Source organism: Streptomyces sp. NBC_00162 (assembly GCF_024611995.1).
Lineage (GTDB): Bacteria > Actinomycetota > Actinomycetes > Streptomycetales > Streptomycetaceae > Streptomyces.
On the sequence record NZ_CP102509.1, the window covers coordinates 799282 to 821471 of the forward strand.

Annotated in this window: 23 protein-coding genes, 1 tRNA gene, 2 pseudogenes and 1 riboswitch; of the genes and pseudogenes, 11 read left to right on the forward strand and 15 right to left on the reverse strand. The window is 70.0% G+C overall.

The window, feature by feature from the left end; translation table 11 throughout:
- Nucleotides 1–581: 581 nt before the first annotated feature.
- The 3 genes from JIW86_RS04370 to JIW86_RS04380 form a co-directional block, all read right to left on the reverse strand.
- Entirely contained in the window at nucleotides 582–1142 is a 561-nt protein-coding gene (locus JIW86_RS04370) for a LysE family translocator (protein ID WP_257552588.1), read from the reverse strand.
- Between the two features lie 91 nt (nucleotides 1143–1233).
- Nucleotides 1234–1728: a hypothetical protein gene (locus JIW86_RS04375; RefSeq protein WP_257552589.1), complete on the reverse strand. Its 495-nt coding sequence runs from the start codon at nucleotides 1726–1728 to the stop codon at nucleotides 1234–1236.
- 208 nt (nucleotides 1729–1936) lie between these two features.
- Nucleotides 1937–2055, reverse strand: a tRNA-OTHER gene (locus tag JIW86_RS04380).
- A 109-nt stretch (nucleotides 2056–2164) separates the two neighbouring features.
- Between JIW86_RS04380 and JIW86_RS04385 the strand changes: the two genes are divergently transcribed.
- Nucleotides 2165–2569: a nuclear transport factor 2 family protein gene (locus tag JIW86_RS04385; protein WP_257552590.1), complete on the forward strand. Its 405-nt coding sequence runs from the start codon at nucleotides 2165–2167 to the stop codon at nucleotides 2567–2569.
- A 45-nt stretch (nucleotides 2570–2614) separates the two neighbouring features.
- On the opposite strand, the gene JIW86_RS04390 is transcribed toward JIW86_RS04385, so the two are convergent.
- The 3 genes from JIW86_RS04390 to JIW86_RS04400 all read right to left on the reverse strand — a co-directional run bounded on the left by JIW86_RS04390 (nucleotide 2615) and on the right by JIW86_RS04400 (nucleotide 5473).
- On the reverse strand, nucleotides 2615–3769 hold the full coding sequence (locus JIW86_RS04390; protein ID WP_257552591.1) for an FAD-dependent oxidoreductase: 1155 nt from the start codon (nucleotides 3767–3769) through the stop codon (nucleotides 2615–2617).
- Nucleotides 3770–4039: 270 nt separating this feature from the next.
- The gene (locus tag JIW86_RS04395; RefSeq protein ID WP_257559214.1) at nucleotides 4040–4651 is read right to left on the reverse strand and encodes a GOLPH3/VPS74 family protein; all 612 of its coding nucleotides are present in this window, start codon (nucleotides 4649–4651) and stop codon (nucleotides 4040–4042) included.
- A gap of 210 nt (nucleotides 4652–4861) precedes the next feature.
- A complete protein-coding gene (locus JIW86_RS04400) occupies nucleotides 4862–5473 on the reverse strand; it encodes a TetR/AcrR family transcriptional regulator (protein WP_257552592.1) in 612 nt (203 codons plus the stop codon).
- A gap of 84 nt (nucleotides 5474–5557) precedes the next feature.
- Here JIW86_RS04400 and JIW86_RS04405 point away from each other — a divergent pair, with 84 nt between their 5' ends.
- Both JIW86_RS04405 and JIW86_RS04410 read left to right on the forward strand, forming a co-directional pair.
- Nucleotides 5558–5965: a DUF4345 domain-containing protein gene (locus JIW86_RS04405; RefSeq protein WP_257552593.1), complete on the forward strand. Its 408-nt coding sequence runs from the start codon at nucleotides 5558–5560 to the stop codon at nucleotides 5963–5965.
- A gap of 121 nt (nucleotides 5966–6086) precedes the next feature.
- Nucleotides 6087–6530 (forward strand): IPT/TIG domain-containing protein, encoded by a 444-nt coding sequence (locus JIW86_RS04410; RefSeq protein WP_257552594.1) that lies wholly within the window; start codon nucleotides 6087–6089, stop codon nucleotides 6528–6530.
- Nucleotides 6531–6681: 151 nt separating this feature from the next.
- Here the strand turns inward: JIW86_RS04410 and JIW86_RS04415 are convergent, their stop codons facing one another.
- The 4 genes from JIW86_RS04415 to JIW86_RS04430 all read right to left on the reverse strand — a co-directional run bounded on the left by JIW86_RS04415 (nucleotide 6682) and on the right by JIW86_RS04430 (nucleotide 11271).
- Nucleotides 6682–7278, reverse strand: coding sequence for a hypothetical protein (locus JIW86_RS04415; RefSeq protein ID WP_257552595.1), 597 nt, complete (start codon nucleotides 7276–7278; stop codon nucleotides 6682–6684).
- A gap of 233 nt (nucleotides 7279–7511) precedes the next feature.
- On the reverse strand, nucleotides 7512–8039 hold the full coding sequence (locus JIW86_RS04420; RefSeq protein WP_257552596.1) for a DoxX family protein: 528 nt from the start codon (nucleotides 8037–8039) through the stop codon (nucleotides 7512–7514).
- Nucleotides 8040–8287: 248 nt separating this feature from the next.
- The gene (locus JIW86_RS04425) at nucleotides 8288–10420 is read right to left on the reverse strand and encodes a membrane dipeptidase (protein WP_257552597.1); all 2133 of its coding nucleotides are present in this window, start codon (nucleotides 10418–10420) and stop codon (nucleotides 8288–8290) included.
- A gap of 77 nt (nucleotides 10421–10497) precedes the next feature.
- Nucleotides 10498–11271 carry a type 1 glutamine amidotransferase domain-containing protein gene (locus JIW86_RS04430; protein WP_257552598.1) on the reverse strand — a complete coding sequence of 258 codons (774 nt, stop codon included), beginning with the start codon at nucleotides 11269–11271 and terminating at the stop codon, nucleotides 10498–10500.
- A 219-nt stretch (nucleotides 11272–11490) separates the two neighbouring features.
- Here JIW86_RS04430 and JIW86_RS04435 point away from each other — a divergent pair, with 219 nt between their 5' ends.
- From JIW86_RS04435 to JIW86_RS04445, 3 genes are all read left to right on the forward strand, one after another.
- Complete coding sequence (locus JIW86_RS04435; RefSeq protein WP_257552599.1) at nucleotides 11491–12510, forward strand: AraC family transcriptional regulator; 1020 nt, start codon at nucleotides 11491–11493, stop codon at nucleotides 12508–12510.
- 54 nt (nucleotides 12511–12564) lie between these two features.
- A riboswitch (guanidine-III (ykkC-III) riboswitch) is annotated at nucleotides 12565–12626 on the forward strand.
- Between the two features lie 75 nt (nucleotides 12627–12701).
- Nucleotides 12702–13154: an Ohr family peroxiredoxin gene (locus JIW86_RS04440; RefSeq protein WP_257552600.1), complete on the forward strand. Its 453-nt coding sequence runs from the start codon at nucleotides 12702–12704 to the stop codon at nucleotides 13152–13154.
- Complete coding sequence (locus JIW86_RS04445) at nucleotides 13141–13599, forward strand: hypothetical protein (RefSeq protein WP_257552601.1); 459 nt, start codon at nucleotides 13141–13143, stop codon at nucleotides 13597–13599. Before JIW86_RS04440 ends, JIW86_RS04445 begins: the two co-directional genes overlap by 14 nt.
- 47 nt (nucleotides 13600–13646) lie before the next feature.
- On the opposite strand, the gene JIW86_RS04450 is transcribed toward JIW86_RS04445, so the two are convergent.
- Entirely contained in the window at nucleotides 13647–14171 is a 525-nt protein-coding gene (locus JIW86_RS04450) for an HD domain-containing protein (RefSeq protein WP_257552602.1), read from the reverse strand.
- 159 nt (nucleotides 14172–14330) lie between these two features.
- Between JIW86_RS04450 and JIW86_RS04455 the strand changes: the two genes are divergently transcribed.
- Nucleotides 14331–14906 (forward strand): putative glycolipid-binding domain-containing protein, encoded by a 576-nt coding sequence (locus tag JIW86_RS04455; protein ID WP_257552603.1) that lies wholly within the window; start codon nucleotides 14331–14333, stop codon nucleotides 14904–14906.
- A 17-nt stretch (nucleotides 14907–14923) separates the two neighbouring features.
- Here JIW86_RS04455 and JIW86_RS04460 read toward each other — a convergent pair whose 3' ends face one another.
- Entirely contained in the window at nucleotides 14924–15799 is an 876-nt protein-coding gene (locus tag JIW86_RS04460) for a PaaX family transcriptional regulator C-terminal domain-containing protein (RefSeq protein WP_257559215.1), read from the reverse strand.
- A 26-nt stretch (nucleotides 15800–15825) separates the two neighbouring features.
- Complete coding sequence (locus tag JIW86_RS04465) at nucleotides 15826–16476, reverse strand: GNAT family N-acetyltransferase (RefSeq protein WP_257552604.1); 651 nt, start codon at nucleotides 16474–16476, stop codon at nucleotides 15826–15828.
- A 111-nt stretch (nucleotides 16477–16587) separates the two neighbouring features.
- Here JIW86_RS04465 and JIW86_RS04470 point away from each other — a divergent pair, with 111 nt between their 5' ends.
- Both JIW86_RS04470 and JIW86_RS04475 read left to right on the forward strand, forming a co-directional pair.
- Nucleotides 16588–17673, forward strand: a complete 1086-nt coding sequence (locus JIW86_RS04470; protein ID WP_257552605.1) for an alpha/beta hydrolase family protein — start codon at nucleotides 16588–16590, stop codon at nucleotides 17671–17673.
- Nucleotides 17674–17813: 140 nt separating this feature from the next.
- Complete coding sequence (locus JIW86_RS04475) at nucleotides 17814–18248, forward strand: VOC family protein (protein ID WP_257552606.1); 435 nt, start codon at nucleotides 17814–17816, stop codon at nucleotides 18246–18248.
- A 101-nt stretch (nucleotides 18249–18349) separates the two neighbouring features.
- Here the strand turns inward: JIW86_RS04475 and JIW86_RS04480 are convergent.
- Nucleotides 18350–19034 (reverse strand): annotated as a pseudogene (locus tag JIW86_RS04480) (esterase/lipase family protein).
- A gap of 211 nt (nucleotides 19035–19245) precedes the next feature.
- On the opposite strand from JIW86_RS04480, the gene JIW86_RS04485 reads away from it, so the two are divergent.
- The gene (locus JIW86_RS04485; RefSeq protein ID WP_257552608.1) at nucleotides 19246–20286 is read left to right on the forward strand and encodes a vWA domain-containing protein; all 1041 of its coding nucleotides are present in this window, start codon (nucleotides 19246–19248) and stop codon (nucleotides 20284–20286) included.
- Between the two features lie 132 nt (nucleotides 20287–20418).
- Here the strand turns inward: JIW86_RS04485 and JIW86_RS04490 are convergent, their stop codons facing one another.
- Nucleotides 20419–20865, reverse strand: coding sequence for a hypothetical protein (locus tag JIW86_RS04490; RefSeq protein ID WP_257552609.1), 447 nt, complete (start codon nucleotides 20863–20865; stop codon nucleotides 20419–20421).
- Between the two features lie 291 nt (nucleotides 20866–21156).
- Between JIW86_RS04490 and JIW86_RS04495 the strand changes: the two are divergent.
- Nucleotides 21157–22133 (forward strand): annotated as a pseudogene (locus JIW86_RS04495) (glycosyl hydrolase); the annotation flags it as partial.
- Between the last annotated feature and the right edge of the window lie 57 nt (nucleotides 22134–22190).

The following is a 22190-nucleotide window of genomic DNA, read 5'->3' on the forward strand; positions in this document are numbered from 1 at the left end:
AGTTTGTTCGGCATGAAGTGATTATCTCAGTACGGGATATGGCTCTCTCAAGAGTTTACCGAATTGAGTGCCGTAGATCACGAAGGATGGACGGTGGGCCGAACGGCCCGCCTCCAGGAGCCGCCGCCGAAGACGGTGTCGAGGATGCCGGGGTGAGGCAATGCGATCGTCCGGGGCCGGCGGATCACGGGCCTGTCGCCGGATGTGATGGTCGTACGCGAGGCATTGCCGTTGATCGACGCCGAGGCGGGTGGTGACGGTGCCGCCGCACGCGCTCCAGCCGTTCCTGATTGCGCGGGGCAGCATTGATGCCGAGTTCGGCCCGCCGCTCCAGCCGGTACGCGACCACCTCACCGAGAGGGGTGTCCGCAGACTTCCGCCACCGACCAGTCCCCCGGCGGGCGAACCGCACCTCCGAGTCGTCCACCGACCCGCCGAACGCCCTGAGCCGCTCCAACGCCAGCTGTTCGGCTGGTGGCGAGGGCTCCGGCGCCGCCAGGCGGCGGGGTCGCGCCGCAGCGACGTACACCTGTTGCCGGATTCGCGTGCCCTGGGTTGCGACCACCCGGGATTGGCGGGGTTCAGCCGGCAAGGCGTTCCACCAGCAGGAAGCCGCCGATGACGATCATCATGGCACCGGAAGCCCGGGTGACCGTCCGGGCCGCCGAGGGCCGGGTCTTCAGCACGGTGCGGGCCAGGACGCCGGCGGCGAGGTAGACCAGGGCACAGGCCGCCATGTGGAGCGTGCCGAGCAGCCCGGTCTGGGCCGCGACAGGCCAGCCGTCGGCCGTGTCGATGAACTGGGGGAACAGGGAGAAGTGCAGGAGGAGTGCCTTGGGGTTCAGGCCGCTGATCCCGGCGCCCTTGAGCATGATCTGCCCGCGCGAGGACGCCATGGGTTCGGTGGACGCGCCCAGCGCCGCGGGCCGTCGCAGGACTCCCCAGCCCAGCCACATCAGGTATCCGGCCCCGGCGACGGTCAGCACGGCCGGCGAGCCGGCCACGATCACCACCAGGCCCGCGACGGCGAGCAGCGTGTATCCCGCGTACCCGGCTATCAGCCGGGCGACCGCGAGGACGACCGACCGGTCCCGCAGGCCCGCCGAGATCGCGTAGGCCCAGTCGGCTCCCGGGGTGAACACCAGCAGAAGATCACCCGCTCTCCACCTACGGGCTCGCCCGGGCGGGAGCGGGATCGTCCCTCCGAGGCCGGTCTCAGAGGGACGTAGGCCCTCAGACCCCGGCCGTGCAAAACACGCAGGCCTCCCAGAACGGCAGCGCGTCCAGCACCCGGTGACGTACGCACGAGGCCATCGCGGCCTCCCGCGGCCCGGGCAGGACGCCCGAGCCGGCCCTCGCGGTCGCAGCCTCGAACTCCTCCACCATCGCCCGGTACGTGCGCAGGTACCCCTCGGCCCGGGGCGCCTCGTACGTCAGTTCCTCCCACCGGTGGCGGGACAACGCCAGATCGAGGACGCGCAGCAGGAAGCCCTTGGCCGCGGCCCGCTCTTGCGGGGTGTCCCCCCAGTCGAGCTCCGCCAGGCCGAAGCCGACCACCCCACGCCCCATCACATTCTGGTCCTGGAGCGTCAGCAGGGCGGCGAAGCGGAAGTCCCACGGCTCGCGGGCCAGCGTGGACACGGCGAGCATCAGCACGTCCACGAACACCGCCGTGCCGCCGTTGGTCATCTCCAGGTACCGGCCGTCACCGCCGTCAAACACGTTCATGTCTCGAGAGTCAGGTACGTCCTGGGCCGTGACAAGGACCTCGGTCACAGCGGCTCTGTCGACGACTTCCGAGAACGTCTGTTGCTCAGCGGTGGGATCGCCTGGTTCCACGTGAGAGTCATGGCGCTGAGTATTGGCTCTGGCCCAACTTCTGCGGCCCTGGCCCGACGTGGCAATTCAGTGCGCTGCACCAAGTCCAGGTCGGTTGCGGTGCCGGCGGGATTCGAACCCGCGGACAGATGGGGGCAGGCCCGCCCCGTCTCCGTCAGTCGACGTGAGAGGGACCTCGCCCACGTCGATCGCAATGGACCGCTCTGCCACGGCACCGCAACCTGCGGGAATGCGCGCAGTCCCACTTCGACTCAGGGTAGAGACATCCTTCTCTGCGGACGAGTCCTTATAGCTGGCACTGCATGTCCGAGTAAGGTCGACACACATGACAGCAGAGTCACCGGCGCACACTGTGCAACGCTTGTTCCCGCTGCTCGCCGAAGGGAAGAGCGCGGAGGCGGCGGCCCTGTTCGCCGAATCGGTGTCGTTCTCGATCCCGCACCCGCCGGGCATTCCGTGGGTACCGGAGGTCGACTCGGCGGAGGGCATGCGGACGTTCTTTGAACTGCTGCAGACCCATGTGCAAGCCAAGGAGTTCGACCTTCGCCAGGTCATCGCCGAGGGCGACGATGTGGTGCTCATCGGGCGCATGATCTCCGGGGTCAAGAAGACGGGCCGGGACATCGACACCGCGTTCGCCCTGCACACCACGGTCCGGGACGGGCGGATCACCCGCTACCACCTCTACGAGGACACCTACGCCGTTGCCGAGGCATACTTCGGCGACTGATCGTCAGCCGCCCCCAGTGGCACCCGTACCCGACCGGTCAGCGGCTCATGGGGTCTGCCTGTCTTTGGTGGACGCGGCGGCCAGGCCGTGCGCTGTGTTGTCGTCGGAGTCGATCCCGTGGACCTCGGCACCTTCAAAAGTGGCGGCTTCGGCGCTGCGGGGGAACATGGCCTGCTCGTACTCGGTGAGCGCGGCCTCCATGTCGTCGGGGTGGGCGGCGAGGGCCTGGGCGAGTTCGGCGCCGTCGAGCATGGCGAGGTTGGCGCCTTCGCCGTTCGGGGGCGTGAGGTGGGCGGCGTCGCCGAGCAGGGTCACCCCCGGCACCCGGTCCCAGCGGTGCCCGGTCGGCAGAGCGTATTGGGGGCGCAGGACCGGCGCGGTGTCGCCATCGGTGATCAGGGCGGTGAGTTCCGGTGCCCAGCCGTCGAATTCCAGTGCGATCCGCGCGGTGGCCGCGGCGGCATCGGTGAAGTCTATGGCGGCGAACCAGTCCTGCGGCCTGGCCAGCGCCACGTAGGTGTGCAGGGTGTCGCCGCTCTCCCGGTGAGCGAAGATCTCCCTGCCCGGCGCGGGCGCGATCAGCATCCCGCCGCCGACCGCTTTCGCGGCGGCCGGGTGCCGGGTGTCGGCGTCGAACAGGTAGGTCTCGACGAACGACGTGCCGGTGTACTCGGGTGTGGCGGTGGAGAGCAGCGGCCGGACCCGTGACCACGCGCCGTCCGCGCCGACCAGCAGGTTGGTGACGACGGTGCCGCCGTCGTCGAACGTCACCTCGTGGCGGCCCCCGCCGAGGGCGCGGGTGCTGCTGACCTTGTGCCCCCACCGGACGGTGCCCGCCGGGAGTGAGTCGAGGAGGATCTGGCGCAGCTCGCCCCGCTGTACTTCGGGGCGTCCGCCCGTACCGTCGTCGGCTTTGTCGAGCAGGACGGTCCCGTCCCGGTCGAGGACCCGCATCGCCTGGCGGCCCTCCAGGACGATGGCGTGGAACTCGTCCATCAGGCCGGCCGCCTTGAGGGCGAGCTGCCCGTTGTAGTCGTGGATGTCGAGCATCCCGCCCTGCGTGCGCGCCGCCGGGGAGGACTCCGCCTCGTAGACCGTGACCGGGATTGCGTGGACGTGCAGGACGCGGGCCAGCGTGAGTCCGCCGAGTCCTGCGCCGATGATCGTGACGGGGGTGACGGGAGTGACGGGGGTGTGCATGGTGGCTCCTTCGGGATCGGGGCCGCCCGGTGAGCTCCGGCCGGCCGTCCCTGGAAAGGTGCCAAACCCCGCCGATGAACCGCCGACATCGGACCAACAGCCCCGACAGACGACCGACACCGCAGCTCCGCCGCCCAATCCTCAGTCAGAAGGAGCGTCAGCGCACGATCTGACGCGGAGCCCAGACGTCCACGGACCTCCACCTTTTCGCGAACGCATCAGTCGCAGTCGCAGTCGCAGTCGCTGACGGAATGTGCGCCAGACCCGTCGTCATCCGGCGCCGCCTCGCCAAATGTTGTCGAAGGCCGCGTCCTCGATGGATCGGCGTTGCCGTACGGCCGCCAGTTCCACCAATGTGTCGTTGACGGCGGCCAGCACTGTCGCGACGGTGTCGTCGGCCACGTCCGGGGAGTCTCCGGTCCGCTTGCCGCGGACCCCTACGGCCTCCGCAAGGGTGACGAGGACGGGTTCATCCGATGCCCAGCGGTCCGCAGCCTGGCGGCGGGCGGGCGAATCGACCAGCACCAGCTGACCGGACCGGAAGGAGATCCCGCGGCGAGGTTGCCGGATGAGCTGCCCTTCCGCCTCAAGCGCGGCCTGGTAGGCCGCGGAGAGGCCGCGGCCTCTGCGCCACAGCCAGTCAGCGACCGACTCGTAGGGCGCCTCTCGAACGAGCGACGCGGCTGCTTCATCCAACAGGTGATCAGCCAGTGCCGGCTGATCACCTGGCACGATGTGATCCCCGTCCAGCCTGATGACCTGGGCGCCAAGGAGGTCGATCACTTCGGCCCCGGCGAGCGCAAGCGACAGGTCGCCCTGTTCGACGGGGTGACTGGACTCCATGTCCATGGCGACGATCAACAAGTCCCGCGGTGTGGTCATCAAGGGCTCCTCTGAATCGTGCAGGAAGATCGCTGGCCAATCATCCATCGACTTGGCCAACTATCTCCTGTGCCACCGAAGGTTGAGCGCGTGCCAACGAATCCCGGGCGGTTTACGGAGGCTCCCGGACAGCACCCCGGCGGAGTTCGGCCGTTTCCTGCAGCTGCCGCACCAGGGAGCGTCGCCGCGATCACTCTTGAGAACGCGAGATCACTTTGATGGCACAGCCTGAGTGGTGTCCGCACGGAGGAACGGACGGAGGGCACCGAGAAGGGCGCCGACACAGGTGTCGCGCAGCTCCGTCCGCGTACATGTCTCCACGGTGAGCCAGTCCAGGCAGAGCACCCTGACGAACACCAGCCAGCTCCTCAGGACCGCTGCCACGGCTGCCCGGACGGACTCGTCCGCGAGCGGGAGGACCTCGAGGAGCCGGGCCCGCAGGACGTCCAGCTCGCCGTCGATGATCGTCTGGACCACTGGGTCGCCCGCGAGCACACGGTTCGCCGCGAGGACGGTGTTGCGGTGGGCGATGAAGTAGTCGAGGTGCACGTCGAGTCCGTCGGCGAGCTGGCCGAGCAGGTCACCGGGCCGGTCGAGAGGGACCTGTTCGAGCAGCCGGTCGGATGCCTGGCTGTAGACGGCCGCGAAGAGCTCCTGCTTGCCGGCGAAGTGGCGGTACAGCAGGGCGCGGGAAACTCCGGCCTGCTCGGCGACGTCCTCCATGAGCACCTCGTCGTAGGGGTACCGGGCGAAGAGCCGCGCGCCGACGGCGAGTAGCTGGGCTCGGCGTTCGTCGGGGCTGAGTCGTCGGCGAGGAGGCACGCGCCCGATCCTACTTGACACACGTCTACTAGTGGGCGCTACTAGTAGACATACGTCTACTTACCAGGGGTGGGAGGTCGGAACATGGCCAGGACTCTCAAGTGGCTCGTACTGGCGATGGGCGCCGCATGTGTGGCGATCGGGCTCGCACACGTGGCGCTCGGAAACGCGGCGATACCGGGAGCGGGCTCGGCCGGCGCCACGGTCGACAGCCTCGGCCGGTTCCTGGGCGCGACGTTCGCGGGCTACGGACTCGCCTGGATCTGGGCGGCCCGCCAGTCTCCGATTCCGGCGAGCGCTGTCCGGTGGCTGGCCGCAGTGTTCCTGCTCGGCGCGGCCGGGCGGCTGCTCTCGCTCGCAGTGCACGGGTGGCCCAACGGCTTCCAGGTGGCGCTGACTCTTGTCGAACTGGTCATGCCGCCGTTGTACTTCTGGCTCGCGGACGCCGACGAGAAGGCGCACCGGGCGGCCCGGACCCCGGTCCCGGCCTAAGGGGATAACGGCTCGTGGGCGACATCAGCCCTTTTGTTCTGGCTTCACGCGGTACGGCCTCCGCATGATGGGGCGGGTCCGGGTTCCTCCGGCCTCGCCCCCTCCACTGGAAGGCAGCGCCTTGAGACGTACCCATCGCCGCGCCGGGATCCTGCTCGCCGCGCTGTCGCTGTGCACCCTGCCGCTGGTCCACTCCGCCTCGCGCGCCGAGGCGGCCGGGCCCCCGCGCTGCTCTCCCGGCGCGCTCCCCGTCCACCCGGGCCGACCGGGCGAGGACCCACAGGGGCAACTCGTCGCGCTCCGGCCGGACGCCGGCCCCAGGAGCGGCGGCATCCAGGTCACCCTGAACGGCAGCGGCCTGACCCCCTACACCCGGGTGCTCTTCGGCTCCCTGGGACCCGACGGCTGCTTCACGGGAGGGGAGGCCGCCGACGTGGCGGTCCTCAGCGACACCGCCCTGATCGCCATCACCCCCCAGTGGCCCGCGGCCGAGACCGTCTCGGTGTTCGCGGCGACACCCTGCGGGCAGCTCACGAACCCACTTACCTTCACCTACTTGGACTGAGCCCCGAGGGCCCGGGCGCCCACGGCAGCGGATCGCCGGCCTGCGCAAGCGGCGGACGGCAGGCTTACGGGTGGGGATCTTCAGCAAGCGCCGTGGGATCGGCGTAGGCCGGGGCCGCCGGCCGTCGGTGGCGACCCCGCCTTCTGGTCGGCTATCGGACCAGCGTGAAGGTGCCGGCAGCGATGGCCCCGCCGACAGCAGCGCCCGCAAGAACCTGGGCAAGGCTGTGGTCCTTCAGCTCGACCCGGGACCAGCCGACGACGGCGACCAGGGGGTAGGCGAGCAGCAGCCAAGGCCCATGGGTCACCGCGAGCATGGCGACGCTTCCGGACGATACGGCTGCGTGCACGCTGATTTTCCAGGCAGGGGTCACCGCGAGGAGGGCCGCCAGGGTGACCAGCATGGCGGTGATCAGCGCAATCATCGTCCGAGGGGCGCCGAGGGCCCACAGCAGAAGGATGCCGGTGGCGACCGAGACGACGATGAAGCTCATCACGGTGATGCGCTGCTGCCTGTGGCCGACGTGCCGGTCAGCCCAGCGACCGCGGCGGATGCCGTACTTGATGAAGGCCAGGGGAATGACCGCAGCGAACAGACAGCCGAGGAGGCCCCATCCGACCCCCGCGAGGCGGGCGGTGTGCCAGCCGATGAGGATCGTGTCGGCGATGATCCAGGTCTTGGGATCGAGCCCATCGGTGATCAGTCGCGCGACCCGGGACTGGGTGGGCTGGGTGATCGTGGTCGTCACGCCGTGGCCTCCTGGCTGGTCGCGGTGAGGATATTTTCAGCCGCGGCAGCGTGGTGGATCCCGGCGAACTGGATGAGCTCAGGCCTCGGTGGTGAAGTCGAGGTCGTCGATTCCGACGGTACCCGGCTCCTGTGTGCTTCCGACCGGCAGGGCACCGCGGGCCGCAGGCGACATCCGATTCCGGATCGGCTCCCGCCTCGCCGGACCACCGCCCCAGCCCGCCCGCGTGAGGTTCAGCCGTTCTCCTGGCTGGTGTCCGCCGTGGTCCGTGCCCGCCTGGTGACTACGGCTCCTGCCGCGACGGCGCTGGTGGCGAAGGCGAGCGCGAGCATCCATCGCTGATCGAAGGTGTGGCCGGTGGCGTGGTCGAGGGAGTAGCGGCCCGCGCCGGCGAGGCCGATGGCGGCTGCGGTGAACCCGAGGAAGGCCGGGTACTCGTACCCGCCGCCTTGAGCGAAGAACCCGGCCGGGGCGTGGACCGCCACGGCGCCCGCCATGGCCCCCGCGGCTGCGGCACCGGCGGCCGGGGTGGCCAGGCCCAGCACGAGCAGTGCCCCTCCCCCGGTCTCCCCGAGTCCCGCGGCCAGGGCGCTGTGCCGGCCGGGCGTGAAGCCCATGTGCTCCATGGCAGCCGCGGTCTTGTCGAGCCCGGCCCCACCGAACCACCCGAACAGCTTCTGCGTGCCGTGCGCCATGAGCACCGCTCCGGTTCCGGCTCGCAGCGCGAGCAGAGCAAGGTCACGTCGGTTGATGCAGCTCATCGAAGTCTCCCCGGAGGCGGCCTGGTCATGGTGCGGCGACAACATTCGTATCGCGTCAGGGCGACGGCGACCCGGCGCCCGGCCGCAAGTCCGCCGAACGAGCGTCCGTCCGGCGGCGCAGCAGCTGGGGAGCATCAGACGGTCTCCAGGTCGGGCTGCCGCCACACCGTGGCGGCTCGCGCTGCCTTCGGGTCCTCGCAAGGGTGCCCCCGGAGTCGCACGCGCCGGGGGCACCCTTGCCTTCGCCGCTACGGCGCGGTCACTGGCATGGCGTAGCCGAGCAGGCCCTCCCTCGTGTACGGCCCCTCGCAGTCGGCTCGGGTGGAGACGAAGTGGTCGAATACGGATGGTATGTAGCACCGGTAGAGGGGCACCGAGCCCGGCACCGCCTTGGTGTACACGTATCCGACCGCGCCGAGGGGTTGTTGACCCTCGCACCCCGGGTCGGGGGTGAGCAGCGAGTGGTCGGCCACCTTGCACTCGTAGAGCCGGACCGTGCCGGGCGCGGGGTCCCGCAGCACCTTCCAGACCCCCTCGTGGGTGAACCCGGCGGGCAGGGGGCGTGAGGAGGCCAGGTGCCCGGCGTGGGGGCGGTAGCCACGGACCAGGGGTGTGTAGGGGGTGGTGTGGCCGCGGGTGCGTTCCCAGGTGCGCAGGTAGCCGTCGGCGCCCTGCATGAGCTCGTCCACCACGTCCTGACCGCCGGTGACCCGGATGTCCTCGATCCAGTCCGGTACGAGGCCGTAGTGGGTGCCGCCACCGTCGGTGTTGACGTCCCACACGCGCGAGCCGGTGACCTGCCGGTCGAGGACAGAGCCGCCGTCGGGGCTGCGGAAGGGGTAGCGGACGGGGTTCCCGGCGTCGGCCCGGGGGCCGGGGAGCCAGGCGAAGCCGTTCATGTCGGTGCCGATCCCGTACCCGGCGCCGTACTTGGCGCGCAGGGCGGCGTGTCTGCGCGCCTCGGCGGTGAACGCGGGTGCCTCGTACATGTGGCCGGTGATGAAGCCGCCCAGGCCGTAGACCCGCTCGGTCCAGTTGTCGTCCATCCAGCCGTGGGTGGAGAGCACGCCGGAGTAGCGCTCGGATTCGAGCAACTGCAGTGCCCGGTCGGCCGCCTTGACGCTCATGTGGTCGATCTCGAGCATCATGTTGCGCTTCATCATGCCCAGCACCGCGTACTCGCCCAGCGCGGTCAGACCGCGGCGGTTGCACTGCGCCTGGAGTGAGGGGCCGTACTGGGGCAGTTCGGCCCCCTCCGGCAGGGCTGCGCGGATCCTGGCCTCGGCCTCCGCCGGCGAGGTGCCGGGATCCTCGGCCGCGCCGTGCTCGTGCGCCCCCTCGGCCGACAGTCCTGCGGCAAGTCCGAAGCCGATGGGGTTGTCGTGCTGGGGTCCGAGGCACGGCTCCGTGCTCCAGAACGTCCCGGTCGAAAGGAACTGGCCGGTGTTGATGGCCATGCCCTGGGTGCCCGAGTCGAACCGGACGCCGCACAGGGCGTTGTCGAACTTGTGGCACAGGAACATGCTGCGCACACCGAGGCGGTGCAGCTCGTCCAGGCCGCGGTCGATGTCGGCCATCGTGCACTGCGCTCGGTCGAAGACCTGCTTGCAGCCGAACGGTTCGGAGGTCTCCATTCCGAGGACGACCGCGAGCTTGCCCTCCTCGATCACCTTGCGCGCCTGGGCGGCCTCGGTGACGACCCGGAACCAGCCCTTGCCGGCGCCGCCGTACATGGCGTCGACGTAGTCCTGGAGTTCGTACGTCTTCTGGATCTGGAGCCGGATCGCGGTCATCTCGTCGCAGCCGCGGTCCTTGAAGAAGTAGAGCGAGCAGATGACTCCGTTGGTGACCATGTCGTTCACCAGGATCCGCTGGCCGCCCCGCCAGGCCCGTTCCACCCAGGCGTAGTAGGTCTGCTGGTGGGTGGCGGAGTCGTGGGCCGGCCAGTCGCGGAACGTCGGCCAGCCGTTCGGGTCGTGTCGGCCGTCACCGCCCTTGGTGATCATGTCGAAGAGGGCGAGGACGCCGTTCGGGTAGTGCTCGGGGCAGTCCTTGAGGGCGTCCGCGACCCCCGCCGCGGAGAAGACCTTTCCGCAGACCAGCCGTCCCCCGAAGCCCTCGTTGGACATCAGGTGGACGTGCGCGTCGACGTATCCGCGGACCCGGCCCTGGGCGTCGGTCCCGGTGAACGGCTCCCCCGTGACGTTGACCTGCGAGTCCGGGGCCGGGCGCGCCACGGGCTCCCACCACTGCGGGTCCGCCGCCGCGCCGGTGGCCGCGGGGCCGAGCAGCAGGGTGGCCAGCGCGAGGACCAGGCCGATTAACAGGTACCTGCCTCTGAACAGGTACCGGCCTCGTCCGAAGGCTCTTCGTCGATTCATCCCCATCCCTTTCACGATGCGTTCATGACAATTCGGAGATGGTTCTCGGTCGCCGGCCTGCGCGATGCGAGCCGGACTCAACCCGACCGGGGCACCGCTCCCGCCGCATGGGCACGGACCAGGGCCAGGTAGTCCGCCGCCAGGCGGTGGCAGTCGCCGGGCCATCGCGCGGAGACGTAGTTGCCGTCCTTGACGGTGAACCCGCGTCCGGGCCGGGCGGCGGTGTCGCGGAGGGGCAGCGGCGGGCCGGCGAGGAAGTGACCCGGATCGGCGAGCGCCGCGGTGACCTCCTGCTGCACGGTGGTGCGGTACGTGCGGTAGTAGCGCCCCAGCCAGAACCGGGTGAGGTTCCATCCGGTCAACTCCAGCAGGGAGGTCAAAGCCGTCGTCCGCCGGCCGTGGAGGACCGAACGCCCGGTGACCGGATCCTTGGCCCGGGCGGCGAGCAGCACGCCGTGGCAGACGGCCCCCGCCGGCAGCCCCTGGGTGAAGACCCGGGCGAACAGCCCCTGGGCGGTGGGGTCCTCGAGCAGCGTCCGCATGCCCGTGGCGTGGCCACCGGGTACGAACAGGGCCGTGATGTCGGCCGGATCGACATCCGCGTACGAGGAGGGGGCGAGGAACTGGGGGTCCTCGGTGAGGCGCCGGTAGGCGGCCAGCTCGGCGCGGCGGGTCATCAGCCAGGGCGACAGCCAGGAGAAGCCGAGGTCCGTGAGCCGGGGGTCGGCGAGCGCGACCTTCCCGCCGGGGGTTGCGAACCGCACCTCGAAGCCGGCGTCCCGCAGTGCGGCCCAGGGCACCGCCGCCTCGGTGGGGTCGTAGTCGCCTGCGGGGAGCAGGAAGAGAATCACGGCGTACTCCTCTGAGCGGTGGCGATCAGGGCAGCACCGTCCCCCGGCACTCCGTGGGCCCCTGATCCCCTCGGTGTCCGAAGGCCGACCTTAGGACCGGCTCGCGGCCCCGTCATTCACTTGGGCGGCCAATCCGTTGACTCTCCGAACCGGCCTTTCCGGGCGGCCGTCCCACGGACGGTGTTGACGGGCGTGGTGCGCGCGCATTGACTGACCGACGTGTCAGCCATCGATCCGCCCTCCGTCACCGCGTGCTACGCCCTCGCCGTCCTGAGCGCCACGGCTGAGGGCACCGGCGCGTCCGGCTCCTGGGCCTTGCCCACGGACCGGCTGGAGTTCGGCGAGATGCGCGCCCTGTGGGACGCGGTGCTCGGCGCCCAGGGCGCCGGCCCGCACACCGGGCTCCTCGTGGGCGACCGTATGCGGCCCGAAGGCCTGCACATCCTGGGTCACCTCATCCTCACCTGCGCCAGCCTCGCGGACGCCGCGCTGGCGGCCGAGCGCTACCACCCCCTGGTGAGCCAGGCGGGCACGGTGAACCTGGACCGCCGCACCGGCGTCAGCCGGATCTGCTACCGGCCGACCGTCGACCCGGCGGCCATGCACCCCCAGCAGGTGGAGGCGATCGTGAGCATCATGGTGCGGGCGGCCCGCTGGATCTCCGGCGACGACTGGGCGCCCCTGGCCGTGTCGTTCGCCCACCCCCGTACGGGCTCGGCAGAGCCCTACGCCCGCGTCCTCGGCTGCCCCGTCACCTTCGAGGCCGCGGAGAACGCGATCACGGTCGCCAACGAGGACCTCGACCGGCGCCGCCCCCTCTACGATCCGGCGCTCAACGCCCTGCACCGGGCCTACGCCGACCGGCTCCTGCGCCAGCTGTCCGCGGCCGGGACCGTCGCCGGGCGCGTACGCCAGTGGCTGGAACACGCCGTGCTCGAGGACGCGGGCCCCGAGGGTCCCGCCAAGGAGCTCAACCTCAGCGTCCGGACCCTGCGCAGGGCCCTGCACGCGGAGGGCACGTCGTGGCGCGCGCTCCTCGACACCGCCCGACACGGCCGGGCCAGGCGGCTGCTGGAGACCACGGCCCTGCCGCTGGACCGGATCGCCCCGCTCGTCGGCCTGAGCGGCGCGACGGCCCTGGTCCGTGCCTTCACCCGGTGGGAGGGCATGCCTCCCGGGGCGTTCCGCAGCCGGCACCGGCCCGCGTCCCCGGATCACGGCGGGGGCGGCGACGGGTGAGGCACTTCACCGCGGGCGCGGCCCCGGCCGGCCGCCTCCGTTGCTAGATTGTCCGGCGGCCGGATCCAAGGCCCCGGACGAGATGCGCCGTACCCGGTTACGCACGACGACGCGCGAGGTGCTGCACGAGCAGCGCCTTCCGCTGTCCGCACCCGGGCAGCGTCCTCGTCGAGCAAGATGGGCCGAACGCCATGACCGTGCCACTCACCCGCAGCCTGTACGCGACGACCGCACATGCGGCCGGGGGCCGTACCGGATCCGTCCGCACGGACGACGGGCGCCTGGACGTCCGCCTCGCCCCGCCGCGCAAGAAGGTGCCCGGGACCACCAACCCCGAGCAGCTGTTCGCGGCCGGTTTCGCCGCCTGCTTCACCTCCGCGCTCGCGGAGGTCGCCGCCGAGTTCGGGGCGGACGCCTCGGCCGCGCGCGTGGCCTGCGAAGTGCAGCTCGGCACCACGGACACGCCCGCGGGCTACGGCCTCGCGGTGGCCCTCACCGTCAGCCTGCCGGGGTGGCTGGCGGCGGACCTCCAGCCCCTGCTGCACCGGGCGGACGCGGTCTGCCCTTACTCGCAGGCAGTACGCGGCAACGTACCGCTGACGCTCCTGGCCGTGGACCACCCCGCCGCCGATGACCGGGCCTGAGCCCGGGCCTGCGGGCCGCTTCCCGGGCGGCCCGGGCGGCCCCGGCGTCCCGGTGCCCGAGCACGGCGCCTGGCTGCGGCGCGGCATCAGCCGCAACGGCGGACCCCTTCTCGAGGACAGCGAAGTGGTGTGGCTGCAGGCCGGGCCGTACTACGCCGACAGCCGGGGTTTCGCCGGTACGACCTCCTTCGACGGCTCCGAGGTGCGCTTCCACCACCTCACGGGCGAGCCCGGCGAAGACGCCGGCACCTTCGGGTGGGAGGGTGCGAACCTCGTCGAGCGGGGCACCAACCCGGACGGCAGCACCTTCCTGGAGATCTGGACCCCACTGCCCGGCGCCGACGGCGCCACCGGCTCCTGGTCCGGTCCGGACCACCACGTGGTGCGCGTCGGCCGGCACGTGGTGCACGTCGATTCCCGTGCGGGTACGTACTGGCGGCTGTGACCTCCCTGCGGTGGGCGACGCGGTCAAGGGCGCGGCCGGGCGACGGGTCAGGCGTGAACCGGGAACTGCGATTGGAACGCCAGGCGATGGCCGGCGTCCTCCCCGAGTCGGGCGAACAGGTCGTCGAGCGCGAGGTACTCCTCCCAAGGCTGCCGCCCAGTCGCCCCGGCCAGCGCCGTGACGAGCCTGTCCTCGAGGTCGCGGACGCGCTTGTCCTTCCACACTTTGTCGGCTGTGCTGACCAGGAGGTCCTCGATCGTCACGGCGGGGTCGTCCCAGCTGGCGTGGGTGGCGGCGAACCGGGCCAGGGCAGGCGCGAAACCGCGGCTCAGCAGCAGGTCACGGCCGGCCTCCTCGTGGGCCGAGCCGGGCCCGACGAGCTCCTCGGGGTGCAGGGTCTTCCCCACGTCATGGGTCGCCGCACCGAAGAGGACGCAGTCACGGTCGACGGCCAGATCCGGGTAGCGGTCCCGCACCCAGTCGACCAGTTCGACCGCAACGTCGTGGACCGCCCGCAGGTGCGCCGCCAACCGGGGCGGGGCACTCAGGGAACGCAGAAGTTCCGCCACCACGGGCGGCAGCGGCCGCAAGGGGGCTCGCCCGGGGCGTCCAGGGCACGGGCCAAGAAGTCCGTAGGCGTCGCGGTCATCCCGCAGACACTACTCGTGTGACCCGGCCGGGTTCGGCCTGTACGTCCAGCGCTCGTGGTCAACACACCTAGGCTCGGGTTCATGAGCACTGCATCCATCACCCGGACCTGGGAGATCCTCCCCGCCCGGGGCTACTCCACCGCCTGGGTCGACTTCGCACCCGACTCCCTCTCCGCCCGCGGACGCGCCGTCGGTCTGCTTCCCGAGCCGTACTGGGTCTCCTACGAGCTGGAGACGACCGGCGGCTACGTGACCACCCGTCTGGGGGTCACCGTCGAGACCGCCACGTCGACCGAGTCCCTGGAGCTGCGGCACGACGGGGAGGGCCGCTGGACCGTGAACGGTGCCGAACGCCCCGATCTCGGCGGAGCGCTCGACTGCGACCTGGGCCTGTGCCCGCTCACCAACACCATGCCCGTGCTCCGGCACGCCCTTCACCGGAAACCGGGACCCGGCCCTGAGGTCTTCACGATGGCGTGGGTCTCGGTCCCCGAACTGACGGTCAGCTTGAACCGGCAGACGTACACCCATCTGGCCCGCGCCGAGCACGGAGCCCGGATCCGCTACCAGTCCGGGGACTTCCAGAGCGACATCGAGGTCGACGACCGGGGCATGGTCCTCGACTACCCCTCGCTGGCGACCGCGCTCACCCACTGAGCCGCCAGCCGCCGTTTTCAGGGCGCGGCCCGGTCTGCCGCTTCTCGGGTGATGCCGGCGTAGAGACGCCAGAGGACCGGGCGGGCCTCGCCCTGTTCTCGGTCGTACAGGGCTGCCCAGCAACGGGCGACGAGCTCCCGGGCCTGGGTGCCGGGCCAGGGCTGGGGCAGGAGCTGCGGGGGCAGCAGCGGGTCGGGCTCCATGGCGCGTGTGAGTTCGGCGGCCAGTTCGACCCCGATGGTGAGCAGTGCGGACGGGGAGAGCGCGGCAGGGCCGGTGAGCCGGGCGAGGCGGGGCTGGGCGATACGGCTGAGGCGGTGGTAGCGGTCGGCGATCTCCTGCAAGGGCCACAGGAGACCGGCGAGTTCGTCAGGCTCCTGAGTGCCGCCCCTGCGCAGGTCCGCCGTGGTGAGGAGGGTGAGCGCGCCATGGGCTCCGAGGCGATGGGCCGCTTCTTCGACGTACGGCTCCCAGGCGTTGGCGCAGACGTACAGTCCGCCCTGGAGCGGAGCACCGCCGAGGTGGACGAGGGTCTCGCGCAGGGAGTCCCGTACCGTGCGCGCCGATTCGGGCACCGCGAAGGCGGCCAGGTGCCAGACACCGTCCCAGGGCGCCAGCCCGGCATCCTGCTGGAATGCGTGCCGGAGGAAGTCCGCATTCGGGGCGAGGGCACGCGTGGTGTCCTCGGTCGCGTGCAGCTCCGCCTTGCGACCTCGGCCCTCGTGGGTGAACCGGCCTTCTGCCACGAGCCGTTTGATGCACAGCCGCACCTGCTGGTCGCTCATGCCCAGGGTGTTGGCGACGGTGTACAGCTCGTCGGCGCCGACGGTGCCGTCCTCGCGGATCAGCGCGTGGACGAGCATGCGGGTGGGGATCTCGACGCGGTCGGTCATCGTGTGGTCGGTCATCGTGTCGTCGGTCATGGTGTGGACAGTCCTCTCGGCCCATTCGCCTCGACAGGGCGCCGCATGGTGGTCACCGCGCCGAACCCGAGCAGCCGGCGCAGGTAGGGCGTGGGCCGCGTCCGGACGGCCGTGAAGCCGCGCCGCTCGTACAGGGCCTTGGCGCGCGGGTTGGTGTCGATCACATCCAGTCTGATCTCCCGGCAGCCCTGCTCCGCCGCGACGGCGGCCACTTCCTCGATGAGCAGGCTTCCGACGCCGCGGCCGCGCATGCCCGGGTCGACGGCGATGCCGTCCATGACGAGCTGCCCGGGGGCCGGGTGCCGCTCGAACAGGGCGAGGAGCAGGAGTCGGTGCAGTCCTCGCAGGTGTCCGTACGTGCGCAGCACGGCGGAAGCCGATCCCCCGGTGAGGGCCCGGCCGCCGAGCTGGTAGCCGGCGAGGCCGACGAGCTGCCCGTCGAGCAGCGCGCACACCGCGCGATCGGCGTTCAGGTGGGCGGCCAGGAAGGCCACCGCCTTGTCCGGCGGGTTCAGGGCGGGGCCGAGTTTGCGGCCGAAGGCGTCCCAGTACAACTCGGCCGCCCGCCGCTCGGCTCCGGCCGGCACACCCCACCGGACTGTCACCGGTCCAGTGCCGGCGTCGGCGCCCGTCGCGTCCCGTCCCATGCCGTACCCCCTCGCTCGCTGCAACCTCCACCCAAATCTATCACTCTCACGACGATCGTGGACTGAGTGATAGCTTGCTGCGCAATCCCGAAACAGAGGCGGTCAGATCTCATGTGCCCAAAGATCCAGCCCCGACGGCGCGGGCTCCGCATCGCCGCGTGGTCACTGGTCACGGTCCTGTTGGCAGCCGCCGGCCTCGTCGGTGTGGTGCTGTGGCAGAACTCCTACGCCATGGATGAGCAGCGGGTCTCCATCCGCAACGGCGGCCACACCCTCAACGGCGTACTGGCCACCCCCAAGGACGGCCGCAAGCACCACGGCCTGGTCGTTTACGTCCACGGCGACGGCCCCGTCGGCGCCACCCACGACGATGGTTACAAGCCCATGTGGGAAGCGAACGCCAAGGCGGGGTACGCCTCCCTGTCCTGGGACAAGCCCGGCGTCGCGGGCGCACCCGGCAACTGGCTCGACCAGTCCATGGACGACCGGGCCGACGAGGCAGTCGCCGCCATCGCCTGGGCGCGCGCCCGCCCGGACATCGACGGCGACCGGATCGGGCTCTGGGGCGCCAGCCAGGCGGGCTGGGTCCTGCCGAAGATCGCCGCCAAGACGCCCGTGAGCTTCGTCATCGCCGTCTCCCCCGCGATCAACTGGCTCCAGCAGGGCCGCTACAACCTCCTCTCCGAGCTGCGCGCCGACAACGCGTCGGCAGCCCGCACGGACGCCGCGATCGCCACGAGCAACGCCAGACTCCGACTGCTGGAACGCCGCGCGACCTTCGAGGAGTACGTCAGGGCGATGGGCGACGACGCGAAGGGGATGACCGCCGATCGCTGGGGCTTCATCTCCAAGAACTTCACCGCAGACGCCACACAAGACCTCCACGCCCTGCGCGGTATACCGGTGTTGCTGACCCTCGCAGGCCATGACATCAACGTGGACACCGCCGACACGGAGCGCGTCTACCGCGAGGTGCTGGACGCGGGCGGTGCATTGACGGTCAAGCGCTATCCGGACGCGAGCCATTCCTTGCTCAAGCAGTCCATCGAGCAGTCGGAGCGCAGGACCAGCCTCACCGCGCTCTTCTCTCCCCGCTCGCTCTTCGCGGACGGATTCCTGGACGACCAACGACAGTTCCTCAAGGCCCCCGGCCGAGCGGGGCAAGCCGCGCTCTCTGTGGCGGAGGGGGTGCTGTAGGCGGTGAGGCCGGGGGCGGGGTCGGATGACTGACACCGGAGTCGGCGAGCGGCTTGTCCGAGGGCGGTGCGAGGATGGCGGCGCGTCCGGGAAGCGACCGGGGCGAGGACGTGGACGGGTTTCGAGCGGTCGGAGGCGGCATGGCCAAGGAATTTCAGGTGACTTACGACTGCGCCGATCCGGGCGCGCTGGCGGCGTTCTGGGCTCAGGCGCTGGGCTATCGCATCCAGCCGCCGCCCGAGGGCTTCCCCGACTGGACGGCTGCGCTGACGGCGTGGGGCGTGCCGCCCGAGCGCCACAACGACCGGTCGGCCATCACGGATCCGGACGGCAAGGGGCCGCGAGTGTTCTTCCAGAAGGTCCCAGAGGGAAAGACCTCGAAGAACCGCTTGCACCTGGATGTGCGCGCAGCACCCGGCCTGACCGGGGACGAGCGGATGGCCGCGCTGGAGGAGGAGGCCACCAGGCTGGAGGCGCTGGGAGCGAAGCGGCTGTACCGGCTCGAGCCCAACGACACGGACGAGGGGATCATCGTGATGACCGACCCGGAGGGAAACGAGTTCTGCCTGGATTGAGGGCAGGGGCTGGCTTCAAGGGTGATGCCGCGTCGGAACAGGAGGCAGCGCACGGCCTCAGCCGCGGGACACCAACCCGGTGAACCTACACGGTCAGAGCGCTAGCGAACGTGCGCCTTGACCTCGCCGTAGACAGTCTGGTCGGTCCGCAGGGCACTGTGGTTGAGACAGGCGGTAGTGCTGTTGACGGCACCTGAGAGGGCAACGCTGCTCTTCGGGCTGATGACGCTGTCACATGGTGAACCCCATGTGGCGTAGCGGGAGGAGCCTGGGGTTTCGTCACCGGAGTTGAGGGCGCTCAGGAAGTCGGATCCCGGTCGCATCTCGATACAAGGAGCGCCGCCGCACCACTGTGCGGTGTCGGTGCCGTGGTTCGGTCCTGCCAGGGAGACCCATGCATCGACCTTGGCAGCGCCGCCGAGGTTCTTGAGGTAGTAGCGGGAAGAGAGGGCGCCCATCGAATGGGCGATGACGTCGACCTTGGTGGCGCCAGTGAGGTCCAGGACGCGCTCGACCTCGTCGGCAAGCCGTGCGGCGGTCGTGGCGTTGGGCTGTGTGGCGTTGTAGGTCCACTGGTCGAGGTGACTGGTCGGCCAGCCGTCAGCCTCGAAGCGTCCGGCCATGGTCTCCCAGGGAGAGGCGTCGGGGTTCCAGCCGTGAACGAAGACGATGGGGTCGGGGCGGACGGCCTCTTGTCGGCCGTTCGGCGGCGGACGCCGCAGTGGGAAGGAGAGACGTGGCCGCAAGAAGGGCCGCCAGGCAGCTCCGCAACAGGTTCCTGATCATCCGTGGTTTGTAGCGTCCCTGGCGGTAGAAGCCACAGGACTTGGGGCGCTCGCTCACCCGCGCGGGGGCAGTGTTTCACCGCAGAAACGTCACAGCTCACCAGGTGCCACGTACGGGCGGTGGGTCAGCGGTCGCGCTGAACACTCCAAGATCGATTGTCAGTGGTGGATGGGAGGATCGGAGCATCAAGTCGGAAAGCGGGGGAGCCGTAATGTCCGGAAACCAGAACTACATCAATCACGTTGCTCTCGTCTTGGACGCCAGTTCGTCCATGTCGCACCTGAGCCGTAAGGTCGTCGAAGTCGCCGACCAGCAGATTGCATACCTGGCCCGCCGATCGCAGGAACTGGACCAGGAAACCCGCGTCACGGTGTACGTCTTCGCGGACAAGGTGGAGTGCGTCATCTACGACAAGGACGTGCTGCGAATGCCGTCGCTGAAGCAGCTGTACCGGGCCGGTGGAATGACGGCTCTGCTGGCGGCCACGCTGAAGTCACAGCGGGAGCTGGCGCAGACTGCTCAACTGTACGGCGACCACAGCTTCCTGACGTTCGTACTGACCGACGGGCAGGAGAACGCAAGTCACCGCTGCCCGGATGCCCTTACCAGGGACCCTCGTGAACTGGTGCAGGCCGTGGCCACGATGACCGAAACGCAGGAGGACAACTGGACGCTAGCCGTCCTTGTCCCGGACCAGATGGGCAAGCGCGAGGCCATGCAGTGCGGCTTCCCGAAGGACAACATCGCCATCTGGGATGCCACGAGCACACAGGGTCTGGAGGAAGCCGGCCAGGTCATCCTGAAGGCCACCGAGAACTTCATGGTGGGCCGCAGCAAGGGCATCCGGGGATCGCGGGCGGTGTTCTCCACGGGTGGAGAGGCAGTCAACAAAGACACCATCGAGGCAGCCGGTCTCACCCCGGTCAATCCGTCGCAGTACCAGCTGATTCCCGTGGCTCGCGAAACGGCGATCCGGGACTGGGTCACCGAATGCGGGCACACTTACCGAACCGGTTGTGCGTTCTACCAGCTGAGCAAGTCAGAAAAGATTCAGGCGCAGAAGCAGATCGCGGTGCTGGAGAAGAAGACGGACCAGGTCTACACGGGGCCGGAGGCCCGAGCCCTGCTCGGCCTGCCGAACACGGAAGTCCGCATCAAGCCGGACCACAACGACGACTTCACGATCTTCGTACAGAGCACCAGCGTGAACCGGAAACTGGTGCCGAGCACGCGGCTACTGCTTATGGTCTGACGAGGCCTTGGAAGCCCCACCAGTCCCACTGGCGGGGCTTCCGTCATATTCGTCTGCGCCACGACAACGGAGCGCGGAAGGGCCCCGAGGTCGCAGTTCTGGGATCGGTCGGGGTGTCGGTGATCCCGCTGGTCACTTGGCTTCCAGGTCGCTCTTGATCATGGACACGGCGGCTGCCAGTCGGCTGATGCCCTTCTGTACCTCGCGGATGCCCGCGGAGGCCTGGACCTCGTCCTTCTTGCCGGCCCCGGCGACGCACTCGTTGCCTCCGTGCTCGAAGGCGGTCAGGGCTTCCGTCCAGAAACCCCGGGCGTTTTCGCTCGGGAGGGTGTCGGACTTCTTGGCCTTCGCCACCTCTGCCAGTAGCTCCTGGCAGGCGGTGTCCCAGATGTCCATCGGGCGCGTGCTCACCTCGTTAACCCGGCCCGAGGTGTCGGAGAGCGCCTTGATCCTGCCCTCGCCCCCCGAGGACCACCAGTCCTCCAGCTCCTCGGCCGGGGTCGAACTGCACCCCGTGAGCAGCAACCCGGTGGCGACGGCGGTGGTGGCGAGCGTGAGTATGCGGACGCGCGACCGCATGGAACCCCCTTGTTCGGTCGTGCTGATGCTGTCAGGAACCACCGGTCCCGGTAGGGCCAACGCTGGAACTTCGGGCCGGCCCCACCGTGCTGCGCACCGGCGACGACGTTCGCCGGCGTGTCGGCCACCGACCCGCCGATGAGGGTGGAGGCTTTCACCTGTTCGGGCCAAGCGAAGGCGGCCGACTGCCGCGAATGGCCCAGTATCGCGACACCAGACAGGCCGCGCATCAGATGAGATGCCTAACGTCATTGCCAGACACATCAGGTTCGCAAAGCTCGTGGAGGCGTCATGTCCCATCGAGGCCGCTGGCTGGCGGGCGCCTGCGCAAGTACGGTCGCTGTCGGCCTGCTCGTCACCGGGGGCGCCCTCGCCACGCCGCCGCAAGAGAGTTCCGGCGGTGACCCAGGGACCGAGGTCGCAGTGGGTGCCTATCTCCACTACGGCTCGCCCGGCGTCGAGAGGATGCAGGAACTCTCGAGCTGGCTCGGGGGTACCGAGGTGCGCGCCGGGCACACCTACCTGCCTGGCGACACCTGGTCGAACATCGAGGAGCACCCGATTCCTTGCGCAGCTGGGCACGGTGGCGCAAGGCCAGAGCCGATCGGCTGTTCGTACTGAACGTGCCCATGCTGGAGCGCAACGAGGCCGGTTTCCCCGACGACCGGGTCGCCGAGCTGATCCGCTCCGGCGCGCGGGGTGAGTACGACCACCACTTCCAGCGGCTGGCCGAGCGTCTGGTCGCCCTCGGGGTGCCGGACACGGTTCTCGTGCTCGGCTGGGAGATGAACGGCTTCAACTACACCCACCGATGCCGGCCCGACCCCGAGAACTGGAAGAAGTACTGGCGGCGCATCGTCGCCGCGATGCGCTCAGTGGACGGGCAGCGGTTCCGCTTCGACTTCGCTCCCAACCGCGGCGGTGACGCGATCGCCTGGACCAGGTGCTACCCCGGCGACGACGTGGTCGACGTCGTCGGCATGGACACCTACGACCAGCCTCCCGGCCACACCTTCGACGAGCAGGTCACACAGCCCTACGGACTCCAGCAGCAGGTCGACTTCGCGAAGGCGCACGGCAAGCGGATCTCGTACCCCGAATGGGGGCTGTTCCGCAACGGCGACAACCCCGAGTACATGCAGCGCATGCTGGCATGGATCGCCGAGCACAAGCCGCTCTACCACAGCATTACCGACTACTGTCCACACGGCGTGTGGCAGTGCAGCCAGAACCCGAACTCCGCGCAAGTCTTCCGGGAGTTCCTGTCCAGCAATGAGGGCCACGGTTCGGCCTTCCGCCTTCGACCGTGAGGGCTACAAGGCCGT